The following is a 21,836-nucleotide window of genomic DNA, read 5'->3' as shown; positions in this document are numbered from 1 at the left end:
GACCGGAACAGACGTGGTGCACAGCCTGACACCACGCCTGCGATCCAGTCACACGAGCCTGCGGCTTTGGGATGACGCCTTGCGTGCCCGTCCCCGCTTTAAAAGCTTGACCGATCGATCAGAAAAATATGAAAAACGGTACACATTACAAATATTTGTTTGTGTACAATCGTTCAACCCCAACGCCACGGGACGGTGGCGAAACGGGTCTGGACACGGGTCGGCGCCCGATCCCTTGCGTTGCCATAACCCTGGTGGTTATCGATACTGGCGCCGATTTACCAACCAACAAGAACACCCAAACCGTGGAACCTTAGAATGAGCACTGCAATCAGTCCGACTGCTTATAACTATAAGGTCGTCCGCCAGTTCGCCATCATGACGGTGGTCTGGGGGATCCTTGGCATGGGGCTCGGCGTCTTCATCGCCTCGCAACTGGTATGGCCCCAGCTCAACCTGGACCTGCCATGGACGAGCTTCGGCCGCCTGCGCCCACTGCACACCAACCTGGTGATCTTCGCCTTCGGCGGCTGTGCCCTGTTCGGCACCAGCTACTACGTGGTGCAGCGCACCTGCCAGACCCGCCTGATCTCCGACAGCATGGCCGCCTTCACCTTCTGGGGCTGGCAGGCGGTGATCGTCGGCGCGCTGATCACCCTGCCGATGGGCTTCACTACCACCAAGGAATACGCCGAGCTCGAGTGGCCGCTGGCGATCCTCCTGGCCATCGTCTGGGTCACCTACGCCCTGGTGTTCTTCGGCACCATCGTCAAGCGCAAGACCAAGCACATCTACGTCGGCAACTGGTTCTACGGCGCCTTCATCGTGGTCACCGCGATGCTGCACATCGTCAACCACATCTCGCTGCCGGTGAGCCTGTTCAAGTCGTACTCGGCCTACGCCGGCGCCACCGACGCGATGATCCAGTGGTGGTACGGCCATAACGCCGTGGGCTTCTTCCTCACCACGGGCTTTCTGGGGATGATGTACTACTTCGTGCCCAAGCAGGCCGAACGGCCGATCTATTCCTATCGCCTGTCGATCGTCCACTTCTGGGCGCTGATCACCCTGTACATCTGGGCCGGCCCCCACCACCTGCACTACACCGCCCTGCCCGATTGGGCGCAGTCGCTGGGCATGGTGATGTCGATCATCCTCCTGGCACCGAGCTGGGGCGGCATGATCAACGGCATGATGACCCTGTCCGGCGCCTGGCATAAGCTGCGCACCGACCCGATCCTGCGCTTCCTGGTGGTGTCGCTGGCGTTCTACGGCATGTCCACCTTCGAAGGCCCGATGATGGCCATCAAGACGGTCAACTCGCTGTCGCACTACACCGACTGGACCATCGGCCACGTCCACGCCGGCGCCCTCGGCTGGGTGGCGATGATCTCCATCGGCGCGGTCTACCACATGATCCCGAAACTCTATGGCCGCGAGCAGATGCACAGCATCGGCCTGATCAACGCGCATTTCTGGCTGGCTACCATCGGCACCGTGCTGTACATCGCCTCGATGTGGGTCAACGGCATCACCCAGGGCCTGATGTGGCGCGCCATCAACGACGACGGCACCCTCACCTACTCCTTCGTCGAAGCCCTGCAGGCCAGCCACCCTGGCTTCATCGTCCGCGCCCTGGGCGGTGCGTTCTTCGCCTCCGGCATGCTGCTGATGGCCTACAACGTGTTCCGCACTGTCCGCGCCGCCAACCCGGTACAGGCTGAGGAAGCCGCCAAGATCGTCGTCGTGGGAGCGCACTGATGAAGCACGAAGCAGTCGAGAAGAACATTGGCCTGATGGCCTTCTTCATGGTCATCGCGGTGAGCATCGGTGGCCTTACGCAAATCGTCCCGCTGTTTTTCCAGGACGTCACCAACAAACCGGTCGAAGGCATGAAGCCGCGCACCGCGCTGGAGCTCGAGGGCCGCGACATCTACATCCGCGAAGGCTGCGTAGGCTGCCACTCGCAGATGATTCGCCCGTTCCGCGCCGAAACCGAACGCTACGGCCACTACTCGGTGGCCGGCGAGAGCGTGTGGGACCACCCGTTCCTGTGGGGTTCCAAGCGCACCGGGCCGGACCTGGCCCGCGTCGGCGGCCGCTACTCGGACGACTGGCACCGCGCGCACCTGTACAACCCGCGCAACGTGGTACCGGAGTCGAAGATGCCGTCCTACCCCTGGCTGGTCGAGCACAAGCTCGACGGCAAGGACACCGCGAAGAAGATGGAAGTGCTGCGCACGCTTGGCGTGCCCTACACCGACGAAGACATCGCCGGTGCCAAGGACGCAGTCAAGGGCAAGACCGAGATGGACGCCATCGTGGCGTACCTGCAAGGCCTTGGCACCCTCATCAAGAGCAAACGGTGACCATGATGGATATCGGGATGATTCGCGGTCTGGGCACCGCGCTGGTGCTGGTGGCCTTCGTGGGCCTGGCGTTGTGGGTGTTCAGCCCACGGCGCAAGAAGGATTTCGATGAAGCGACGCAATTGCCGTTCGCCGACGATCCCGAGGCCATCCGGCACCTCGAGCAAGCACGAGCTTCTGGGAGCAAACAACAATGACAACCTTCTGGAGTCTGTACGTCAGCGTCCTGACCCTGGGCACCATCTTCGCCTTGACCTGGCTGCTGCTGTCGACCCGCAAGGGCCAGCGCGAGGAAATCACCGACGAAACCGTCGGCCACGCCTTCGACGGCATCGAGGAGTACGACAACCCGCTGCCGAAATGGTGGTTCTGGCTGTTCGTCGGCACCGTCGTCTTCGCCCTCGGCTACCTGGTGCTCTACCCCGGCCTGGGTAACTGGAAAGGCATCTTGCCGGGCTACGCCTACCTGGATAACGACAAGCAGACCGAGTTCAGCAACGGCCAGGCCGGTTGGACCGGCGTGCACGAGTGGGAAAAGGAGATGGCCAAGGCCGACGCCCGCTTCGGGCCGATCTTCGCCAGGTTCGCCGCCATGCCGCTGGAGGAAGTGGCCAAGGATCCACAGGCGCTGAAGATGGGCGCGCGACTGTTCGCCTCCAACTGCTCGGTGTGCCACGGCTCCGATGCCCGCGGCGCCTACGGCTTCCCCAACCTGACCGACAACGACTGGCGCTGGGGCGGTGAACCAGAGACCATCAAGACCACCATCATGAATGGTCGCCACGGGGTGATGCCGGGCTGGGCCACGGTGATTGGCGAGCAGGGCGTGGCCGACGTGGCCGCCTTCGTGCTGAGCAACCTCGATGGCCGCAAGCTGCCCGAAGACGCCAAGGCCGATCCGGTCAAGGGCCAGCAGATCTTCGCCAGCAACTGCGTGGCCTGCCACGGCCCCGAAGGCAAGGGCACCCCGGCCATGGGCGCGCCCAACCTGACCCACCCGCAGGCGTTCATCTACGGCTCGAGCTTCGCCCAACTGCAACAGACCATCCGCTATGGCCGCCAAGGCCAGATGCCGGCCCAGGCGCAGATGCAGGGCAACGACAAGGTCCACCTGCTGGCGGCCTATGTCTACAGCCTGTCGCACCAGGAACAACAGCAGGCCCCACAAACCGAGTGATGCGCAACCGTGGGAGCGGGCTTGCCCCGCGATGGTCGCCAGGCTGACGCCACCATCGCGAGGCAACCCCGCTCCCACGGCTGTTTCAGCGCCAGCAAAAACAGCCGCGACTGACCTGGATCAATTGACACTCGCCATAACACGATTCACGCCGAGAACCCAACGCGACTAAGTGTCGCAGCACGACCCGCGCGCGCCATCACAGGCGTATCATGGGCCGCAGAGCGCTAGCAGAACGCGCGAGACTGCGGCCGGCAAGCACTGGTCGCGGCATTTCTCCACTGCCGTGGGACTTGATGATGAGCAAGCAAATTCCGGTACATGACGTCACCCCGCCTGCCAACAAAGGGAAGGATTCCGTCGATCTCTACGCCTCGCGCGAAAAAATCTACACCCGCGCCTTCACCGGCATCTTCCGCAGGTTGCGGATGGTCGGCGGCGCGGTGCTGTTCCTGCTGTACTTCGGTACTGTCTGGCTGAGCTGGGGCGGCCGCCAGGCCGTATGGTGGGACCTGCCCGAGCGCAAGTTCTACATCTTCGGCGCCACCATCTGGCCGCAGGACTTCATCCTGCTTTCGGGCATCCTGATCGTCGCCGCCTTCGGCCTGTTCTTCATCACCGTGTACGCCGGCCGGGTCTGGTGCGGCTACACCTGCCCGCAGAGCGTGTGGACCTGGGTGTTCATGTGGTGCGAGAAGGTCACCGAGGGCGACCGCAACCAGCGCATGAAACTGGACAAGCAGCCCATGAGCGCCAACAAGTTCCTGCGCAAGTTCACCAAGCACAGCCTGTGGCTGCTGATCGGCTTCGTCACCGGCATGACCTTCGTCGGCTACTTCACCCCGGTGCGCGAACTGGTCTTCGAGTTCTTCACCGGGCAGGCCGACGGCTGGGCCTATTTCTGGGTCGGCTTCTTCACCCTGGCCACCTACGGCAACGCCGGCTGGCTGCGCGAGCAGGTGTGCGTGTACATGTGCCCCTACGCGCGCTTCCAGAGCGTGATGTTCGACAAGGACACCCTGATCGTCTCCTATGACCCGCGCCGCGGAGAAACCCGTGGCCCGCGTAAAAAGGACATGGACTACAAGGCCAAGGGCCTGGGCGACTGCATCGACTGCACCATGTGCGTGCAGGTCTGCCCGACCGGCATCGACATCCGTGACGGCCTGCAGATCGAGTGCATCGGCTGCGCCGCGTGTATCGACGCCTGCGACGCGATCATGGACAAGATGAACTACCCCAAGGGCCTGATCAGCTACACCACCGAGCACAACTTGTCCGGGCAGAAGACCCACATGCTGCGCCCGCGCCTGATCGGCTACGCCCTGGTACTGCTGGTGATGATCGGCGCCCTGGCCACCGCCTTCGCCACCCGCTCGCTGGTCGGCTTCGACGTGGCCAAGGACCGCGTGCTGTACCGTGAGAACGCCCAAGGGCGGATCGAGAACGTGTACAGCCTCAAGGTGATGAACAAGGACCAGCGCGACCACGTATACGTGCTCGACGCCGCCGGCCTGCCGGACCTCAAGCTCGAAGGCCTGCGCGAGATTCGCGTCAGCGCCGGCGACATCGTCACCCTGCCGGTGCAATTATCGGTCGCTCCGGAGCAACTGCCCTCGACCACCAACGAAATCACCTTCATCCTCAAGGACGCCGACGACGGTGCCAGCCAGGTTGAAGCCAAGAGCCGCTTCATCGGCCCACAGATCCGCTGAGAGAGAATTTCGACAATGCCTGCCGCCACCGCCGCCAGCCCCTGGTACAAGCACCTCTGGCCCTGGATCATCATCGGTATCCTGGCCACCTCGGTGTGCCTGAGCCTGACCATGGTCAGCATCGCTGTGCGCAACCCGGACAACCTGGTCAACGACAACTACTACGAGGCCGGCAAGGGCATCAACCGCTCGCTGGACCGCGAACTGCTGGCCCAGGCCCTCAACCTCAAGGCCAGCGTGCACCTGGACGAGCTGACCGGCGAGGTCGAAGTGCGCCTGACCGGCAACAGCGACCCGCAGACGCTGGAACTGAACCTGATCTCGCCGACCCAGCCGGACAAGGACCGCAAGGTCCCGCTGGCGCGCAGCGAACCGGGGCGCTATGTCGGCCAACTCGACGACAAGGTCCAGGGGCGGCGCTTCGTCGAATTGCTGGGCAGCCAGGACGACCATGTGTGGCGGCTGTTCGAGGAAGAGAAGGTCGAGCATGGGGTGACCTTGCAGCTGGGGGACGAGGCGTTGCAAGGTGCCGAGCATCAGCAATGAGTCGCCGTACCGCTGGGGGCGCCTTGCGCCCCTTTCGCGACACAAGGCCGCTCCTACAGGGACACGCGATCCCCTGTAGGAGCGGCCTTGTGTCGCGAAAGGGCTGCAAAGCGGCCCCGACAATCTCAAAATACTAGACCGCACCAAAATGACCCAACCCACCCCCTGCTACCACTGCGCCCTGCCCGTCCCCGCCGGCAGCCGCTTCACCGCCGTGGTGCTCGGCGCGCCGCGGGCATTCTGCTGCCCTGGCTGCCAGGCGGTGGCCGAGTCCATCGTCGCCGGGGGCCTGGAGCACTACTACCAGCACCGCAGCGACACCAGCGCCAACCCCGAGGCCCTGCCGCGCCAACTGCAGGATGAACTGGCGCTGTACGACCGCGACGACGTGCAACGCAACTTCGTCCGTCACGAGGGCGAACTGGCCGAAGCCACGCTGCTGGTCGAAGGCATCAGTTGCGCTGCTTGTGGCTGGCTGATCGAGAAGCACCTGCGCAACCTGCCCGGCGTCGCCGAAGCCCGCCTGAACCTGTCCAACCACCGCCTGCTGGTCACCTGGGCCGACAGCCAGTTGCCACTGTCCAGGCTGCTCGCCGAGCTGCGCCAGATCGGCTACGCCGCCCACCCCTACCAGCCCGACCAGGCTGCCGAACAGCTGGCCCGGGAAAACCGCGGCGCCTTGCGCCGCCTCGGCGTGGCCGGCCTGCTGTGGTTCCAGGCGATGATGGCGACCATGGCCACCTGGCCGGAATTCAACATCGACCTGTCGCCAGAGATGCACACCATCCTGCGCTGGGTCGCGCTGTTCCTCACCACCCCCATCGTGTTCTACAGCTGCGCGCCGTTCTTCAAGGGCGCCGCCCGCGACCTGCGCACCCGCCACCTGACCATGGATGTCTCGGTGTCACTGGCCATCGCCCTGGCCTACTGCGCCGGCATCTGGACCGCGATCACCGGCAGTGGCGAGCTGTACTTCGATACCGTGGGCATGTTCGCGCTGTTCCTGCTCACCGGGCGCTACCTCGAACGCCGCGCCCGCGAACGCACCGCGGCAGCCACCGCGCAGTTGGTCAACCTGCTGCCGGCCTCGTGTCTGCGGGTGACGACCGACGGCCAGGCCGAACGCATCCTGCTCGGCGAGTTGCAGTGTGGCGACCGCGTGCAGGTGCTGCCCGGCGCGGTGATTCCCGCCGACGGGCGCATCGTCGACGGTCGCTCCAGCGTCGATGAGTCGCTGCTGACCGGCGAATACCTGCCCTTGCCTCGCCAGGCCGGCGACCGCGTCACTGGCGGCACCCTCAACGTCGAGAGCACGCTCACAGTGGAAGTCCAGGCCCTGGGCCATGACTCGCGACTGTCGGCCATCGTGCGCCTGCTCGAACGCGCCCAGTCGGAAAAACCGCGCCTGGCCGAGATCGCCGACCGCGCCTCGCAGTGGTTTCTGCTGTTCACCCTGGTGGCGGCGGCGCTCATCGGCCTGGCGTGGTGGCAACTCGATGCGCCCCGGGCGTTCTGGATCGTCCTGGCCATGCTGGTCGCCACCTGCCCATGCGCACTGTCGCTGGCCACCCCGACCGCCCTCACCGCCGCCACCGGCACCCTGCACAAACTAGGCCTGCTGGTGACCCGCGGCCACGTGCTGGAGGGCATGAACCAGATCGACACAGTGATTTTCGACAAAACCGGCACCCTCACCGAAGGCCGCCTGGCACTGCGTAGCGTGCGCCCGCTGGGGCGCCTGGACAGCGACAGCTGCCTGGCCCTGGCCGCCGCCCTGGAGAACCGCTCCGAACACCCGATCGCCCGCGCCTTCGGCCGCGCCGCGCGGCCCGCCGAGGGGGTCAATGCGGTGCCGGGGCTGGGCCTGGAAGGTGACATGGACGGCCAGCGCCTGCGCATTGGCCAGGCCACCTTCGTCTGCGCCCTGAGCGGTGCCGAGGTGCCCGCCGTACCCGAACCGCGCGGCCAATGGCTGCTGCTGGGCGATCGTCAGGGGCCACTGGCCTGGTTCGCCCTGGACGACCGCCTGCGCGACGATGCCGCCGACCTGGTGACCGCCTGCAAGGCGCGTGGCTGGCAGACCCTGCTGCTGTCCGGCGACAGCTCGCCAATGGTCGCCGAGGTGGCCGCGCAACTGGGCATCGACCAGGCCGTCGGCGGCCTGCGCCCGGACGACAAGCTCGCCCGCCTGAAAGCCCTGCAGGCAGAGGGTCGCAAGGTGCTGATGCTGGGCGACGGAGTCAACGATGTGCCGGTGCTGGCCGCCGCCGACATCAGCATCGCCATGGGCAGCGCCACCGACCTTGCCAAGACCAGCGCGGACGCGGTGCTGCTGTCCAACCGCCTGCAAGCGCTGGTGCAGGCCTTCGACCTGGCCCGGCGCACCCGCCGCAACATTGTCGAGAACCTGCTCTGGGCGACCCTGTACAATGGCCTCATGTTGCCGTTCGCCGCGCTCGGCTGGATCACCCCGGTATGGGCGGCGATCGGCATGTCGGTCAGCTCGCTGATCGTGGTGCTCAATGCCCTGCGCCTGACCCGGCTGCCCGCCGCGGCCGAGGCGCCTGCCGAGACGCCGCCGTCGCCTGAAAGGAAACCGCTATGCCCGCCCTCTACGTGATGATCCCCGCCGCCCTGCTGTTGGTCGGCGTCGCCGTGTACATCTTCTTCTGGGCAGTGGACAGCGGCCAGTACGACGACCTCGAAGGCCCGGCCCACAGCATCCTGTTCGACGACCAGGACCCGCGTCACCAGGCCGCCGTGAAGCACGACGAAGCCAAGCCTGACGACCAGGAACCGGCCCCGCGTGCCTGAACTGATCCCCCTGCTTGGCTCGGCGCTGGTGCTCGGCCTACTCGGCGGCGGCCATTGCCTGGGCATGTGCGGTGGCCTGATGGGCGCCCTGACCCTGGCCATCCCCCCCGAGCAACGCGGCAAGCGCCTGCGCCTGCTGCTGGCCTACAACCTCGGGCGCATCCTCAGTTACGCCAGCGCCGGCCTGCTGCTGGGCCTGGCCGGGGTGGCCCTGGCCAGCAGCCCGCTGGCGATCGGCCTGCGGGTGCTGGCGGCATTGCTGCTGATTGCCATGGGCCTGTACCTGGCGGGCTGGTGGAGCGGCCTGACCCACATCGAGGCACTGGGGCGCGGGCTGTGGCGCCATGTGCAACCGCTGGCCACGCGCCTGCTGCCGGTCTCCAGCCTGCCCCGCGCCCTGCTGCTTGGCGCCCTGTGGGGCTGGCTGCCCTGCGGCCTGGTGTACAGCACCCTGCTGTGGGCGGCCAGCCAGGGCGATGCGCTGCACAGCGCGGCGCTGATGCTGGCCTTCGGCGTCGGCACCTGGCCGGTGCTGCTGGCCACCGGGCTGGCCGCCGAGCGCGTAAGCAAACTGCTGCGCAAGCGCGGGGTGCGCATGGCCGGGGGCGTACTGGTGATTCTGTTCGGCTTGTGGACCCTGCCCGGGCCGCATCAGCACTGGCTGATGGGGCACTGATCACAGGGCTGCCAACTGCCCTTGATACAAATCAACACAGATTCCTACAGACGCCCCTAGACTCCGGACACTGCAGCTCTATCCGGGGACCACCCACATGCTCGACGACCTACGTTGGGACGCCGACCTGATTCGTCGCTACGATCTGGCCGGGCCACGCTACACCTCCTATCCGACCGCCGTGCAACTGCACGGCGAAGTGGGCTCGTTCGACCTGCTCCACGCCCTGCGCGAGAGCCGTCGCGCCACCCGTCCGCTGTCGCTGTACGTGCACGTGCCGTTCTGCGCCAACATTTGCTACTACTGCGCCTGCAACAAGGTCATCACCAAGGATCGCGGCCGCGCCGCGCCCTACCTGCAACGCCTGGAGCAGGAAGTCCAGCTGATCGCCTGCCACCTCGACCCTAAACAAGTTGTTGAACAGCTGCACTTCGGCGGTGGCACGCCGACCTTCCTCAGCCATGTGGAACTGCGCCAGCTGATGGCCACCCTGCGCCAGCACTTCAACCTGCTGGACGACGACTCCGGCGACTACGGCATCGAGATCGACCCGCGCGAGGCCGATTGGTCGACCATGGGCCTGTTGCGCGAACTGGGCTTCAACCGCGTCAGCCTCGGCGTGCAGGACCTTGACCCAGCCGTGCAGCGCGCGGTCAACCGCCTGCAAAGCCTGGAGCAGACCCGCACCCTGATCGAGGCAGCGCGCACCTTGCAGTTCCGCTCGATCAACCTCGACCTGATCTACGGCCTGCCCAAGCAGACCCCGGAAGGTTTCGCCCGGACCGTCGAGGAAGTCATCCGCCTGCAGCCCGACCGTTTGTCGGTATTCAACTACGCGCACCTGCCCGAACGTTTCATGCCCCAGCGGCGCATCGACAGCAACGATCTGCCGGCACCCGCGGCCAAGCTGGAAATGCTGCACGCCACCATCGACCAACTGACCGCCGCTGGCTACCGCTACATCGGCATGGACCACTTCGCCCTGCCTGACGACGAACTGGCCATCGCCCAGGAAGAAGGCACCCTGCAACGCAACTTCCAGGGCTACACCACCCACGGCCATTGCGACCTGATCGGCCTGGGCGTGTCGGCGATCAGCCAGATCGGCGACCTCTACTGCCAGAACAGCAGCGACCTCAACACTTATCAGGACACCCTTTCCACCGCCCAGCTGGCGACCCAGCGCGGCCTGCTGTGCAACCAGGACGATCGCTTGCGCCGGGCCGTCATCCAGCAACTGATCTGCCACTTCGAGCTGGACTTCGAGCCAATCGAGCGGGCGTTCACCATTGATTTTCGCGGCTACTTCAACGATCTCTGGCCGCAGTTGCAGGCCATGCAGCGCGACGGCCTGATCACCCTGGACGCCCAGGGCATACGCATCCTGCCGGCCGGGCGCCTGCTGGCACGCTCGGTGTGCATGGTCTTCGATGCCTACCTGGCGCAGCAGAACCGCCAACGTTTTTCACGGGTGATCTGAGGGTTATTGAGGCGTTTCACCGCATGGACAGCGGGCCTTTCGAGGCACACTATGGACAGTTGTACGGTACCGGAACACCCCACCGGACCGGAGCCGGCGCGCACCAAAAAAGCGCATGCTGGCCTACAGCCCATGCCACGGGTTATCCTTACGGCTTATGTGTGCTTTCCCACAAGGATCGAAAGAAATGTCCGAGCCAGTAAAACTGCGCCCACACAACCAGGCCCACTGCAAGGATTGCAGCCTGGCCCCCCTGTGCCTGCCCCTGTCCCTGAACCTGGAAGACATGGATGCACTGGATGAAATCGTCAAACGCGGCCGCCCACTGAAGAAAGGCGAGTTCCTGTTCCGCCAGGGTGACAATTTCGGCTCGGTCTACGCAGTACGTTCCGGCGCCCTCAAGACGTTCAGCCTCAGCGACAGCGGCGAAGAGCAGATCACCGGCTTCCACCTGCCCAGCGAGCTGGTCGGTCTGTCCGGCATGGACACCGAGGCCTATCCGGTGTCGGCCCAGGCCCAGGAAACCACCTCGGTGTGCGAGATCCCGTTCGAGCGCCTCGATGAACTGTCGGTGCAGCTGCCACAACTGCGTCGCCAACTGATGCGGGTGATGAGTCGCGAAATCCGCGACGACCAGCAGATGATGCTGCTGCTGTCGAAAAAAACCGCCGACGAGCGCATCGCCACCTTCCTGGTCAACCTGTCCGCGCGCTTCCGCGCCCGCGGCTACTCGGCCAACCAGTTCCGCCTGAGCATGTCGCGCAACGAGATCGGTAACTACCTGGGCCTGGCCGTGGAAACCGTGTCCCGCGTATTCACCCGCTTCCAGCAAAATGGCTTGCTCAAGGCCGAAGGCAAGGAAGTGCATATTCTCGATCCGATCCAGCTGTGCGCACTGGCCGGTGGCGCGCTCGAGGTCTGATCCTGGTGTGAACAGGGTATACTGGCGCCTTGGTTTTTCCAGGATACCCGTCCCATGCACAGCGACACCTTCGACCTCAAAGCCTTGATCCGCCCGGTAGTGGACTTCCCCAAGCCGGGCGTGATCTTCCGCGACATCACCCCGCTGTTCCAGTCGCCGCGCGGGCTGCGCTATGTCGCCGACCAGTTCATCGAGCGCTATGTCGAGGCCGAGTTCAGCCACATCGGCGCCATGGACGCGCGGGGCTTCCTGATCGGCTCGATCATCGCCCACCAGTTGAACAAGCCGCTGATCCTGTTCCGCAAGCAAGGCAAACTGCCGGCCGACGTGCTGAGCGAAGGCTACCAGACCGAATACGGCGAGGCCTTCCTGGAAGTCCACGCCGACAGCCTTTGCGAAGGGGACTCGGTGCTGATCTTCGATGACTTGATCGCCACCGGCGGCACCCTGCTGGCCGCGGCCAACCTGGTGCGCCGCACGGGCGCCCAGGTATTCGAGGCGGCGGCGATCATCGACCTGCCGGAGCTGGAAGGATCGCGTCGCTTGCAGGCGGCCGGGGTGCCGACCTTCTGCCTGACCGAGTTTTCCCTAAGCGAATACTGAGTTCGCGTCCGAAATGATCGCGGGGCAAGCCCGCTCCCAGGCGTATTGACCCGCGCGGGAGCGGGCCTGCCCCGCGATGCCTTGCAAGACCTACAGAGAAATTGGCCGACGCCCGGCGAAGGCGTGGGCAAGGGTCCCGCCATCGACCAGCTCCAGCTCGCCGCCCAAGGGTACGCCATGGGCGATGCGCGTGGCCGCCAGGCCTTTCTCGGTCAGCAGTTGGGCAATGTAATGCGCCGTCGCTTCCCCTTCCACTGTCGGATTGGTCGCCAGGATCACCTCGCTGAAGGTGCCCTGCTCCTCGATCCGCGCCATCAGCTGCGGAATGCCAATGGCATCAGGGCCCAGGCCGTCAAGCGGCGACAGGTGCCCCTTGAGCACGAAATAGCGACCGCGGTAGCCGGTCTGCTCCACCGCATAGACATCCATCGGCCCTTCGACCACGCACAACTGCGTGTCGTCGCGGCGCGGGTCGGCGCATTGCGGGCACAGTTCCTGCTCGGTCAGGGTGCGGCACTGGCGGCAATGACCAACGCCGTCCATGGCCTGGCTCAGGGCCTGGGCCAGGCGCGCACCGCCGCTGCGGTCGCGTTCGAGCAGCTGCAGGGCCATGCGCTGGGCGGTTTTCTGGCCAACGCCGGGCAGGATGCGCAGGGCGTCGATCAGTTGGCGGATCAAGGGGCTGAAGCTCATGTATGCGGGCCTGCCAATTCAGGAATCAGAATGAACAAGGGAGCAACGACCGCTGGGCCGTTGCTCCCCTTAATGACGCAAGCCGTCGATCAGAACGGCATCTTGAAACCAGGCGGCAGCTGCATGCCGGCGGTCATACCGCCCATCTTCTCCTGGCTGCTCTGCTCGATCTTGCGCACGGCGTCGTTCAGGGCCGCGGCGATCAGGTCCTCGAGCACTTCCTTGTCGTCAGCGTCGGTCGACATCAGGCTCTGGTCGATGCTGACGCGCTTGACGTCGTGACGACCGGTCATCACCACGCTGACCAGACCGCCACCGGACTGGCCGGTGACTTCCGCATTGGCCAGTTCTTCCTGCATTTTCTGCATCTTTTCCTGCATCTGCTGGGCCTGCTTCATCAGGCCGGCCATGCCACCTTTCATCATGGGGTGTACCTCGATTGGGTCATGTGATGCGGCCCGCCCCGTGGCCGGCCGCATGGTTATCCGTCATTGACCCTGGCTGACCAGGGCGTCTACAGGCTCAATAGTATCCTGTCGTACCGTCGCGCCGAACTGCCGAATCATCTGCTGGATGAGCGGATCCTGCTCGATCGATACTTCGGCGTCGCGCTGGCGGTTGGCGCGCTTGCGCGCTGCAGCCTGGGCCGGGGTTTCCTGCTCGGGGCGGATCAACTCGATGCTCAGGTTGATGCTACGCCCCAGCAGCTGGTTGAGCGCGTCGTTCAGGCGCCGTTGCTGGGTGGCATTGAACAGCGCGCCCTGGCCTGGGTCCAGGTGCAGCAGCCAATCGTCGCCCTCGGTGGCGATCAGGGTACAGTTGGCGGCGATGTTGCCTGTCATCCCAGAGACAGGCAACTGTGGGAATAATTCCAGCCATTGCAGGGCCAGACCGGTGGCCGGCTGAGCGGCGGGCAAGGGTTCAGGCGCCTGGGCAGGGGGCTCTTCCTGGACGTGCTCGGCGAGTTCGTCCAGATAGCTGAAACCGGCCGGGTCGCTGTCCGGGGTGTAGTAATCCTCATCGCCTGGCGGTTCGTCATCGCGCTCCATGCCCGCCGGGCTGTAGGCGGACGGGTCGAACGGCGGCGCGTCATCGTCGGGCTGGTAGTGCGCCGGTTCGGCGGCAGGCGGCTCAGGCTCAGGCTCAGGCTCAGGTTCGATAGCCACTGGCACAGGCGCGGCGACAGGCTCTTCCCACGGCAAGTCGACGACTTCCTCGACCGCTGCCGGCAGCACCACCGGTTCAGAGACGGGCTCTGGCGTCGCTGGCTCAACCGCCGCGGGCGCTGGCACCGCTGCCACGGGGGCCGCTTCGACAACCTCGGCGGGCGCCGGCACGGCAACGGGCACCACTGGCGACGTGACGACAGCAGCCGCCGCTGCCACCGGTGTGGTTGGATCAGCTGTGGCCTGGCTGATCCCCACCGGCTTTAGCACCGGCTTCGGCGCATCGTCGGCATCGGCCGGACGGAACGCCAGCATGCGCAGCAGGACCATTTCGAAGCCGCCACGTGGGTCCGGCGCCAATGGCAGGTCACGACGGCCAATCAGGCCCATCTGGTAATAGAACTGCACGTCTTCGGCCGGCAGGGCCTGAGCCAGCGCCAGCACTCGGTCGCGGTCGCCCTGGCCGTTGTCGACGGCCTCCGGCAGCGCCTGGGCAATGGCCACCCGGTGCAGCACGTTGAGCATTTCCGAGAGCACGCCGTTCCAGTCCGGGCCTTGCTCGGCCAGGTCACGCACCGCCTCCAGCAGCGCCCGGGCATCGCCCTCGAGCAGCGCCTGGAGCACGCCGTACACCTGGCCATGATCGAGGGTGCCGAGCATCGCCCGCACATCGGCCGCCAGCACTCGCCCTTCACCGAAGGCAATGGCTTGGTCGGTCAGGCTCATGGCGTCGCGCATCGAGCCGTCGGCGGCGCGCCCGAGCAGCCACAGGGCATCGTCCTCGAACGGCACGTTCTCGGCGCCCAGCACGTGGCTAAGGTGTTCGACCACGCGCTCCGGGCTCATGTTCTTCAGCGAGAACTGCAAGCAGCGCGACAGGATGGTTGCCGGCAACTTTTGCGGGTCGGTGGTGGCGAGGATGAACTTGACGTAGGGCGGCGGCTCTTCCAGCGTCTTCAACAGGGCGTTGAACGAGTGGGTGGAAAGCATGTGCACTTCGTCGATCAGGTAGACCTTGAAGCGCCCGCGGCTGGGGGCATACTGCACGTTGTCGAGCAGTTCGCGGGTGTCCTCGACCTTGGTGCGGCTGGCGGCGTCGATCTCGATCAGGTCGACGAAGCGGCCCTCGTCGATCTCCCGGCATACCGAGCAGGTGCCGCAGGGCGTCGAGGTGATGCCGGTCTCGCAGTTCAGGCACTTGGCGATGATCCGCGCGATGGTGGTCTTGCCTACGCCACGGGTGCCGGTGAACAGATAGGCGTGGTGCAGGCGCTGGTTGTCCAGGGCGTTGATCAAAGCCTTGAGCACATGGGTCTGGCCGACCATTTCGCGGAACGAGCGCGGACGCCATTTACGTGCAAGAACCTGATAACTCATCAAAAAACCATCGTGACCGGAGCGGGCGGAAAGAGCGCTAATGCTAGCGGAGCGGGGCCAAAATTGCACCCTGCCGTTGTCGTCCAGGCGCAAGCCTGGACAGACCGCCAAGGCGCCAAGCCCTCCTGCCCTGTCCGCCTACCCCCGCAGGCACCAGGCCAGGGCCCAGGCGCTAAGGAACAGCCCAACGCCAAACACGCAGTGCGTCGCCAGGCTGCGCAGGCAACTACGCAGCGGCGCCGGGGTGTTCGCCGCGAAGTAACCGGCGCCCAGAGCCGGTTGCACGACGCACAAGGGCACCAGTACGGTCACCGCCCCGACCAGCAATGCTGGCCACAGGCTCGGTGCGCGCAGCCAGGGCTCCCCAACCATGGCCACCAGCAACAGGGCGAACGCCAGCCCGGTGGCATAGTGGATCAGCCAGCCCCAGCCGAGCTCGCCGCGTACTGGCGCGGCCTTGCCGATCGCCACATGACGCCAGCGCCCCTGCAGCAGATGCCCGGCCCAGCGGCCGATCATCGCGTAGTTCAGGGTGGTAACGCCCAGGCGCTTGAGCAGCCAGGTCCACAGGTCCATGACCAGGGTCGCGCCGATACCGACCAGCACGATGCAGAGAACGAGGAGTGAGGTAGTCACGGTGAAAGTCCTTGGCAAGTTGACGAAAAGGTACCTGCCAAGCAGCATGCAAGTTGAAGTCGACTTCAAGTCAAGGGGGATTGCCATGGACATTGCCGATGTCGCCCGGCGCACCGGGGTGCCTGCGTCGACACTGCGTTATTACGCGAACAAGGGACTGCTCAAGTCACTGGCCGGCCGCGGTCAGCGCCGACAGTTTCCAGCCGACACAGCAGAACGCCTGGCACTGATCGCCCTCGGCCAGGCAGCCGGGTTCTCCCTGGACGAGGTGGCGGCGATGCTCGTTGAGCAGCAGGTCGACCGGCAGATGTTGCTGGCCAAGGCCGACGAGATCGACCACAAGGTCCGACGCTTGCAAGCCATGAGCAAAGGGTTGCGCCATGCAGCGGCCTGCCCCGAAGCGCATCATCTGCACTGCCCGACATTCCAGCGCTTGATGCAGGTATCGGCCAGCCAGGGCAAGCGCGGCAGATTAGCCGCCAAGGCCTGAAACCCGCCCCGCGATGGCTGGCAGCGCCTTCGCCGGTATCGCGGGGCGCTCCCAGGCCCCATCCAGCAAGCCTCAGTAACCGTGCAACTCGCGAAACGGCTGGCTCTTGTGGTAGTCGATCCACTCCTGCACATCGTACGGCAGGTACAACTGCCGGCGCGCCCGCGACAAGGCGATATACACCGCGCAGATCCGCACATCGAAGGCGTAGGCATCCTTGAAGCGCTGGGTGGTCATCAACTCTGGCGTCAGCAGCACCTGGTCGAACTCCAGCCCGCCGGCCTCCTCGGCCTGCATCAGGGTAAGGCTGCCCCGCCGATCCGCGACCCGGGCATCGAGCAGGGTCAGGTCGGCCAGCTTGAACCCGGCTTCCAGGCGCGCCTCGACCCACTGGAACGACGCATCGAAGCGCTCCGACTCACGCACCTGCCGCCAATCGAGCAGATGGGCAAAATAGCCGTGCTGACCCTCGGCATCCGGCCCCGTGGCATGGAACGCCGACCTGAACAGGCTGACTGCCGTGGCCATGAAGCGGCGCATGTCGGGCCAGTCGGGGAAGCTCAGCAGGCAGTTGCAATCGACCAGTTCCATGGCCCAGCGCATGGTGTCCCAACGCGAGGCTGTCAGCACCACGCAACCCTCGGGCGGCACAAAACCTTCAGGGAAGTGCTCTATCCCGACATCCACGGCGTCCGCCGCCTCGAAGGCCACCTTGGATTTTTGCGAGTGCACGCCAATCAACGGGTTGATCAGGCGCTCGACCTGGCGCCCGGAGCGCACGGCGAACGCCATGTCCTTGTGCCGCACCTGGCGCTCGCGGCGCACCACCTCGCCACTGGCCTTCTGGTATTCATCACCCAGGGTGATCAGCACCTGGCGGCCGCGCTCGATGGTTTGCAGCAGCGACGCCGGCACATCCTGGCTCTCATCGATGATCACATGGCTGAAACGCCCGGGCACGCTGCAACCGGCCAAACTCGCGCGCTTGATCAGCAGCAGAGCCTCGAAGCCGGTCTGCGCGCCCCAGGCCGGGTTCGCCTCCAGGTAGCGCCACAGCCGGCTGGCGTACTCCAGCAACACCTGCGCATCGAGGGCCGACAGCGCCTGGCGAAAGAACGGCAAGTGGCGGTTCGACAGGCTGTAGTCCCGCGACTCGCAGTAGCGTTGCAGCACTTCAAGGCAGATATCCAGGGCATGCTCGGCGTCGTACTGGCGTAGCCCGACGATGCCCAGCTCTTCGGCCAGGCGGCGCTTGCCCGGCCCCCGCGGCGACGCCTTGGCCGCCGGCCGGGCCTCCTTGAGCAGCGCGCGGGCGAACTGGCCGAAGGTCATGCCGACCCTGGCCTGGGCATCCAGCCCCATGCGCTGGCGCAGGGCACCCAGCTTGGCCGGCGTGCGCGCCAGGGCCAGCACCCGCCCCCGCGGCAGGCAGTCCATCAGCGCGCCGAGCAGGTAGCTCTTGCCGATCCCGGCATAACCTTGCACATGCAGGTCTTCATCAAGGTTGGCGCGCACCAACTTGAGCAGCTTGTCCTGTTCGACGGTCAGCCAGCGCTCCTTGTCGAAGCCCGTGGTCACCTGCTGGCTGAACGGGTCGCCGTCTTGCTGCAGACGGATACGGAAAGCGAAATCCCACTTGCCGTCCGCCAGCAGGTAGGCCCGCGCCCGTACCTGTTCGGCATCGAGCAGGCGCAGCCGGGAGCCCTTGATTACCTCAAGGCCGAAGTACAGCTTGCGCGCATCGAACAGTCGGCGCGCCTCCGACAACAGGCCGACATCGGCCGAATGCGGCCCGTCCACTGCCCAGGCCAGCAACCGCCCCAGCACCTTCTCGGCGGCCAGCGCATCGACCTTGGCGCCGCCCTGGGCCAGGTTCTGGATCACCAGCAACGCGGCGAGTTCGGGCTCGCTCAGGGCCTCGAGCGCGGGCGCGCCTTCGGCCTGCAACAGCCCCTGGCAGACCTCGGCGGTCACCGGCAAATAGACCGGACAGGAAAAGTCGAAGTGTTCAGGCTGCATGAGGGCGCAGGTTCCGGGCAAACATTCAGGATTCGCCGGGCTCGGCGCTCAGCGTGAAGCGGTAGGCGCCGAGCGAGCCGGCCATGTCGGCGCATTGGCTGCCCGGCCGAGGCTCGGCCAGGGCGTCATCGAGTTCGTGCAAGGCCAGCTCGAGCAACTTGCGCAGATCTCGCGCATTCTTCGCCGAGACCTGCAGGTGCAGCTCGAGTGGCGTGGCGTTGGGCGTCACGCTGGCCGGCGGGGTTGCCTCCTCGAGAATCCGCTCATGCTCCTCTTCCATCTGGTCGAGCACCTGCGACAGCTCCAGCACACGCTCGGGCTGGGCGGCCATCTGGTCCTTGATTTCCAGGCGGCGCAGTTGCCACTCACGGATTTTCTGGCGGGTGAGCTCGTCGACATGTTCCACGGTCGCTATCTCCTGGCCGAACGGACTGAAACGCTGGGATGCATGATAAGGCCACACGCTGCTTTGTGCAGGTGCGAAGACGTATGCAGACGTAAGAAGGGCTGACGCGGCAGGCACCATGAGCTTTAGCGGGCCTGAAATGGAGGCGGCCCCACCAGCCACACCCCGGCACTCGATGTTCCCGCTATGGCTGCTCCCTTCCGGGCCTGACCAGGTTAACGGGTAATCAATGCGGGGGGACCGATGGGGCCACCACGACGGCTCGCCAAGTGACGAGCCGCGCCATTGTACAGCGCCAGGGCGAAGTTACAACCTTTGATCGTGAAAAAACCATCATTTCTCAAGGACTTGTGGGAGCGGGCTGGCCCCGCGACAAGGCCAGCGGGTTCAGACGCTGATACCGCGCTCCGCCAGGAAGCCCACGAATGCCTCCTCGTCCATCACCGCAACACCCAGCTCAGCGGCCTTGGCCAGCTTGGAGCCAGCGCCGGGGCCGGCGACCACGCAGTGGGTCTTGCCGGACACCGAGCCCGCCACCTTGGCTCCCAGGCTTTCCAGCTTGTCCTTGGCGATATCGCGGCTCATGCGCTCCAGGGTACCAGTCAGTACCCAGGTCTGGCCGGCCAGGGGCAGGCCCTCGGCGGTCTTCTTCTCGCACGACCAGTGCATGCCGAAGTCCAGCAACTGGGCCTCGATGGCACGGGCCAACTGCTGGTTGGCCTCGACCTTGAAGAACTCGCGCACGCCGTCGGCCGCCTTGGTATTCAAGGCCTGGCGCAGGTCGATGCCGTCGGCGGCAATGATCTTGTCCAGGGTGCCCAGCTTGTCGACCAGCTTCTCGGCCCCGGTGGGCCCCACCGACGGGATATCGAGCTTGGCGAGCATGCCGGCCAGGGTGGTGCTGGCCGCGAATTCGGCAGCCAGCTCGCCCTCCTCCTGCAACTGCATGCCGCTCTCGAGCAATTGCCTGATCACCGCGCGGTTGTGCTCGTCCTCGAAGAAGTTGTGGATCTCGTGGGCGACTTCCAGGCCGATGTCCGGCAGGTAGGTGAGCACTTGCGGCAAGGCCACCTGCACCCGCGCCAGGCTGCCCAGCGAGCGCGCCAGCACCTTGGCGGTTTCCTCGCCCACGTCAGGGATGCCCAGGGCGTAGATGAAGCGCGCCAGGCTCGGGCGCTTGCTGGCTTCGATGGCCTCCAGCAACTTGCGGCTGGAGACCTCGGCGAAACCTTCGAGAGCGACCACCTGCTCGAACGCGAGCTGGTAGAGGTCGGCTGGCGAGCGAATCAGGTTCTCATCGACCAACTGCTCGACGCTCTTCTCGCCCAGGCCGTCGATATCCATGGCCCGGCGCGACACGTAGTGGATGATCGCCTGCTTGAGCTGGGCAGCGCAGCTCAGGCGCCCGACGCAGCGGTACACCGCGCCTTCACTGGTGGTTTCCTTGCCCTTGCTGCGCTTGACCAGCTGGGTGCGCTCGACCTGCGAGCCGCACACCGGGCAACTGCTCGGCACCTCGACCGCGCGGGCATGCGCGGGGCGACGCTCGAGCACCACCTGCATTACCTGGGGGATCACGTCACCGGCCCGGCGGATGATCACCGTGTCGCCAATGCGCAGGCCCAGGCGAGCGATCTCGTCCATGTTGTGCAAGGTGGCATTGGACACCGTGACCCCGGCGACCTTGACCGGCTTGAGGCGGGCCACCGGAGTCACCGCGCCAGTACGGCCGACCTGGAACTCGACATCGAGCACCTCGGTGAGCTCTTCCATGGCCGGGAACTTGTGGGCGATGGCCCAGCGCGGCTCACGGGCGCGGAAGCCCAGTTCGCGCTGCGCGGCCAGGGCATTGACCTTGAACACCACGCCGTCGATCTCGTAGGGCAAGTCGTTGCGACGGGCGCCGATATCGCGGTAATAGGCCAGGCACTCCTCGATCCCGGCGGCGTGACGCAGCTCGCGGCTGATCGGCAGGCCCCAGGTCTTGAGCTTCTCGAGAATGTCGATATGGCTGTCGCCGAACGGCTCGGACACCTGGCCAACGCCATAGCAGCAGAACTCCAGCGGGCGACTGGCGGTGATCTTCGAGTCCAGTTGGCGCAAGCTGCCGGCGGCGGCGTTGCGCGGGTTGGCGAAGGTCTTGCCGCCGGCCTCGGCCTGGGCGGCATTGAGCCGGTCGAAACCGGCCTTGCTCATGTACACCTCGCCCCGCACTTCCAGTACCGTCGGCCAGCCCTGCCCCTGCAACTTCAGCGGGATGTTGCGCACGGTACGCACGTTGGCGCTGATGTCCTCGCCGGTGCTGCCGTCGCCACGGGTGGCCCCTTGCACCAGCTGGCCATCGCGGTACAGCAGGCTCACCGCCAGGCCGTCGAGCTTGGGCTCGCAGCTGTAGTCGACGGCGGCGCGGGTGGCGAACAAGTCGCCGCCCGGCAGGTCCAGGCCCTCGACCACGCGGCGGTCGAAATCGCGCAGGTCGTCTTCCTCGAAGGCATTGCCCAGGCTGAGCATGGGAATTTCATGACGTACCTGGCTGAACGCGGCAAGCGCCGCGCCGCCGACGCGCTGGGTCGGTGAATCTGGGGTCACCAGGTGCGGGTGCTCGGCCTCCAGCGCCTTGAGCTCCCTGAACAGGCGATCATATTCGGCGTCCGGCACGCTGGGCTCATCGAGCACGTAATAGCGGTAGTTGTGCTGGTCGAGCTCGGCACGCAACTCATGGATTCGGGATTCGGCGTTCATTCTTC

Annotated in this window: 20 protein-coding genes and 1 other RNA gene; 13 read left to right on the top strand and 8 right to left on the bottom strand. The window is 65.6% G+C overall.

Translation table 11 applies throughout. The annotated features are described in order from the left end of the window. Window positions 1–318 precede the first annotated feature (318 nt). The 12 genes from ccoN (at window position 319) to E3U47_RS21085 (ending at window position 12,302) form a co-directional block, all read left to right on the top strand. Window positions 319–1,761, top strand: coding sequence for a cytochrome-c oxidase, cbb3-type subunit I (gene ccoN / locus E3U47_RS21140; protein ID WP_134693552.1), 1,443 nt, complete (start codon window positions 319–321; stop codon window positions 1,759–1,761). Further along, window positions 1,761–2,369, top strand: coding sequence for a cytochrome-c oxidase, cbb3-type subunit II (gene ccoO / locus E3U47_RS21135; RefSeq protein WP_134693551.1), 609 nt, complete (start codon window positions 1,761–1,763; stop codon window positions 2,367–2,369). The genes ccoN and ccoO overlap by 1 nt, the downstream gene beginning before the upstream one ends. A gap of 5 nt (window positions 2,370–2,374) precedes the next feature. Then, a complete protein-coding gene (locus E3U47_RS21130) occupies window positions 2,375–2,566 on the top strand; it encodes a cbb3-type cytochrome c oxidase subunit 3 (protein ID WP_134693554.1) in 192 nt (63 codons plus the stop codon). After that, window positions 2,563–3,546, top strand: a complete 984-nt coding sequence (gene ccoP, locus E3U47_RS21125) for a cytochrome-c oxidase, cbb3-type subunit III (RefSeq protein ID WP_134693550.1) — start codon at window positions 2,563–2,565, stop codon at window positions 3,544–3,546. Before E3U47_RS21130 ends, ccoP begins: the two co-directional genes overlap by 4 nt. Window positions 3,547–3,845: 299 nt before the next feature. After that, entirely contained in the window at window positions 3,846–5,261 is a 1,416-nt protein-coding gene (ccoG, locus tag E3U47_RS21120; protein ID WP_134693549.1) for a cytochrome c oxidase accessory protein CcoG, read from the top strand. Between the two features lie 15 nt (window positions 5,262–5,276). Beyond that, window positions 5,277–5,807, top strand: a complete 531-nt coding sequence (locus E3U47_RS21115) for a FixH family protein (RefSeq protein ID WP_134693548.1) — start codon at window positions 5,277–5,279, stop codon at window positions 5,805–5,807. Between the two features lie 148 nt (window positions 5,808–5,955). Then, window positions 5,956–8,427 carry a heavy metal translocating P-type ATPase gene (locus E3U47_RS21110; RefSeq protein ID WP_134693547.1) on the top strand — a complete coding sequence of 824 codons (2,472 nt, stop codon included), beginning with the start codon at window positions 5,956–5,958 and terminating at the stop codon, window positions 8,425–8,427. Then, a complete protein-coding gene (gene ccoS / locus E3U47_RS21105) occupies window positions 8,409–8,621 on the top strand; it encodes a cbb3-type cytochrome oxidase assembly protein CcoS (RefSeq protein WP_134693546.1) in 213 nt (70 codons plus the stop codon). The genes E3U47_RS21110 and ccoS overlap by 19 nt, the downstream gene beginning before the upstream one ends. Next, complete coding sequence (locus tag E3U47_RS21100; protein WP_134693545.1) at window positions 8,614–9,297, top strand: sulfite exporter TauE/SafE family protein; 684 nt, start codon at window positions 8,614–8,616, stop codon at window positions 9,295–9,297. Before ccoS ends, E3U47_RS21100 begins: the two co-directional genes overlap by 8 nt. A 97-nt stretch (window positions 9,298–9,394) precedes the next feature. Further along, a complete protein-coding gene (gene hemN, locus E3U47_RS21095; protein WP_134693544.1) occupies window positions 9,395–10,777 on the top strand; it encodes an oxygen-independent coproporphyrinogen III oxidase in 1,383 nt (460 codons plus the stop codon). A gap of 187 nt (window positions 10,778–10,964) precedes the next feature. After that, window positions 10,965–11,699 (top strand): Crp/Fnr family transcriptional regulator FnrA, encoded by a 735-nt coding sequence (gene fnrA / locus E3U47_RS21090; protein ID WP_023630845.1) that lies wholly within the window; start codon window positions 10,965–10,967, stop codon window positions 11,697–11,699. Between the two features lie 54 nt (window positions 11,700–11,753). Then, window positions 11,754–12,302 (top strand): adenine phosphoribosyltransferase, encoded by a 549-nt coding sequence (locus E3U47_RS21085; RefSeq protein ID WP_028692867.1) that lies wholly within the window; start codon window positions 11,754–11,756, stop codon window positions 12,300–12,302. A gap of 90 nt (window positions 12,303–12,392) precedes the next feature. Here the strand turns inward: E3U47_RS21085 and recR are convergent, their stop codons facing one another. From recR to E3U47_RS21065, 4 genes are all read right to left on the bottom strand, one after another. Continuing rightward, entirely contained in the window at window positions 12,393–12,995 is a 603-nt protein-coding gene (recR, locus tag E3U47_RS21080; RefSeq protein WP_134693543.1) for a recombination mediator RecR, read from the bottom strand. An 89-nt stretch (window positions 12,996–13,084) separates the two neighbouring features. Next, entirely contained in the window at window positions 13,085–13,420 is a 336-nt protein-coding gene (locus E3U47_RS21075) for a YbaB/EbfC family nucleoid-associated protein (RefSeq protein ID WP_023632783.1), read from the bottom strand. Window positions 13,421–13,483: 63 nt separating this feature from the next. Beyond that, the gene (gene dnaX / locus E3U47_RS21070) at window positions 13,484–15,538 is read right to left on the bottom strand and encodes a DNA polymerase III subunit gamma/tau (protein WP_134693542.1); all 2,055 of its coding nucleotides are present in this window, start codon (window positions 15,536–15,538) and stop codon (window positions 13,484–13,486) included. A 138-nt stretch (window positions 15,539–15,676) separates the two neighbouring features. After that, entirely contained in the window at window positions 15,677–16,222 is a 546-nt protein-coding gene (locus tag E3U47_RS21065) for a DUF2938 domain-containing protein (protein ID WP_372239545.1), read from the bottom strand. 37 nt (window positions 16,223–16,259) lie between these two features. Between E3U47_RS21065 and E3U47_RS21060 the strand changes: the two genes are divergently transcribed. Further along, entirely contained in the window at window positions 16,260–16,664 is a 405-nt protein-coding gene (locus tag E3U47_RS21060) for a helix-turn-helix domain-containing protein (protein ID WP_134693553.1), read from the top strand. A 72-nt stretch (window positions 16,665–16,736) separates the two neighbouring features. Here the strand turns inward: E3U47_RS21060 and E3U47_RS21055 are convergent, their stop codons facing one another. The 4 genes from E3U47_RS21055 to ligA form a co-directional block, all read right to left on the bottom strand. After that, a complete protein-coding gene (locus E3U47_RS21055; RefSeq protein WP_134693540.1) occupies window positions 16,737–18,683 on the bottom strand; it encodes a hypothetical protein in 1,947 nt (648 codons plus the stop codon). 25 nt (window positions 18,684–18,708) lie between these two features. Then, entirely contained in the window at window positions 18,709–19,089 is a 381-nt protein-coding gene (locus E3U47_RS21050) for a hypothetical protein (protein WP_134693539.1), read from the bottom strand. Window positions 19,090–19,238: 149 nt separating this feature from the next. After that, window positions 19,239–19,335: signal recognition particle sRNA small type (gene ffs, locus E3U47_RS21045), an RNA gene on the bottom strand. A 141-nt stretch (window positions 19,336–19,476) separates the two neighbouring features. Then, on the bottom strand, window positions 19,477–21,831 hold the full coding sequence (gene ligA / locus E3U47_RS21040) for an NAD-dependent DNA ligase LigA (protein ID WP_134693538.1): 2,355 nt from the start codon (window positions 21,829–21,831) through the stop codon (window positions 19,477–19,479). Window positions 21,832–21,836: the final 5 nt, after the last annotated feature.

Origin of the sequence: Pseudomonas sp. RIT623 (genome assembly GCF_004519305.1) — a bacterium.
In the GTDB taxonomy this organism is placed as follows: Bacteria; Pseudomonadota; Gammaproteobacteria; order Pseudomonadales; family Pseudomonadaceae; genus Aquipseudomonas.
This window is presented reverse-complemented; position numbering and strand designations above follow the sequence as displayed.

Coding starts and splice junctions, on each gene's coding strand:
- ccoG (WP_134693549.1), top strand. CDS start 3,846: ATGAGCAAGCAAATTCCGGTACATGACGTCACCCCGCCTGCCAACAAA.
- hemN (WP_134693544.1), top strand. CDS start 9,395: ATGCTCGACGACCTACGTTGGGACGCCGACCTGATTCGTCGCTACGAT.
- ligA (WP_134693538.1), bottom strand. CDS start 21,831: ATGAACGCCGAATCCCGAATCCATGAGTTGCGTGCCGAGCTCGACCAG.
- fnrA (WP_023630845.1), top strand. CDS start 10,965: ATGTCCGAGCCAGTAAAACTGCGCCCACACAACCAGGCCCACTGCAAG.
- E3U47_RS21075 (WP_023632783.1), bottom strand. CDS start 13,420: ATGATGAAAGGTGGCATGGCCGGCCTGATGAAGCAGGCCCAGCAGATG.
- E3U47_RS21130 (WP_134693554.1), top strand. CDS start 2,375: ATGGATATCGGGATGATTCGCGGTCTGGGCACCGCGCTGGTGCTGGTG.
- E3U47_RS21085 (WP_028692867.1), top strand. CDS start 11,754: ATGCACAGCGACACCTTCGACCTCAAAGCCTTGATCCGCCCGGTAGTG.
- recR (WP_134693543.1), bottom strand. CDS start 12,995: ATGAGCTTCAGCCCCTTGATCCGCCAACTGATCGACGCCCTGCGCATC.
- E3U47_RS21055 (WP_134693540.1), bottom strand. CDS start 18,683: ATGCAGCCTGAACACTTCGACTTTTCCTGTCCGGTCTATTTGCCGGTG.
- ccoS (WP_134693546.1), top strand. CDS start 8,409: ATGCCCGCCCTCTACGTGATGATCCCCGCCGCCCTGCTGTTGGTCGGC.
- E3U47_RS21110 (WP_134693547.1), top strand. CDS start 5,956: ATGACCCAACCCACCCCCTGCTACCACTGCGCCCTGCCCGTCCCCGCC.
- ccoN (WP_134693552.1), top strand. CDS start 319: ATGAGCACTGCAATCAGTCCGACTGCTTATAACTATAAGGTCGTCCGC.
- E3U47_RS21065 (WP_372239545.1), bottom strand. CDS start 16,222: ATGCTGCTTGGCAGGTACCTTTTCGTCAACTTGCCAAGGACTTTCACC.
- E3U47_RS21060 (WP_134693553.1), top strand. CDS start 16,260: ATGGACATTGCCGATGTCGCCCGGCGCACCGGGGTGCCTGCGTCGACA.
- ccoP (WP_134693550.1), top strand. CDS start 2,563: ATGACAACCTTCTGGAGTCTGTACGTCAGCGTCCTGACCCTGGGCACC.
- E3U47_RS21115 (WP_134693548.1), top strand. CDS start 5,277: ATGCCTGCCGCCACCGCCGCCAGCCCCTGGTACAAGCACCTCTGGCCC.
- ccoO (WP_134693551.1), top strand. CDS start 1,761: ATGAAGCACGAAGCAGTCGAGAAGAACATTGGCCTGATGGCCTTCTTC.
- dnaX (WP_134693542.1), bottom strand. CDS start 15,538: ATGAGTTATCAGGTTCTTGCACGTAAATGGCGTCCGCGCTCGTTCCGC.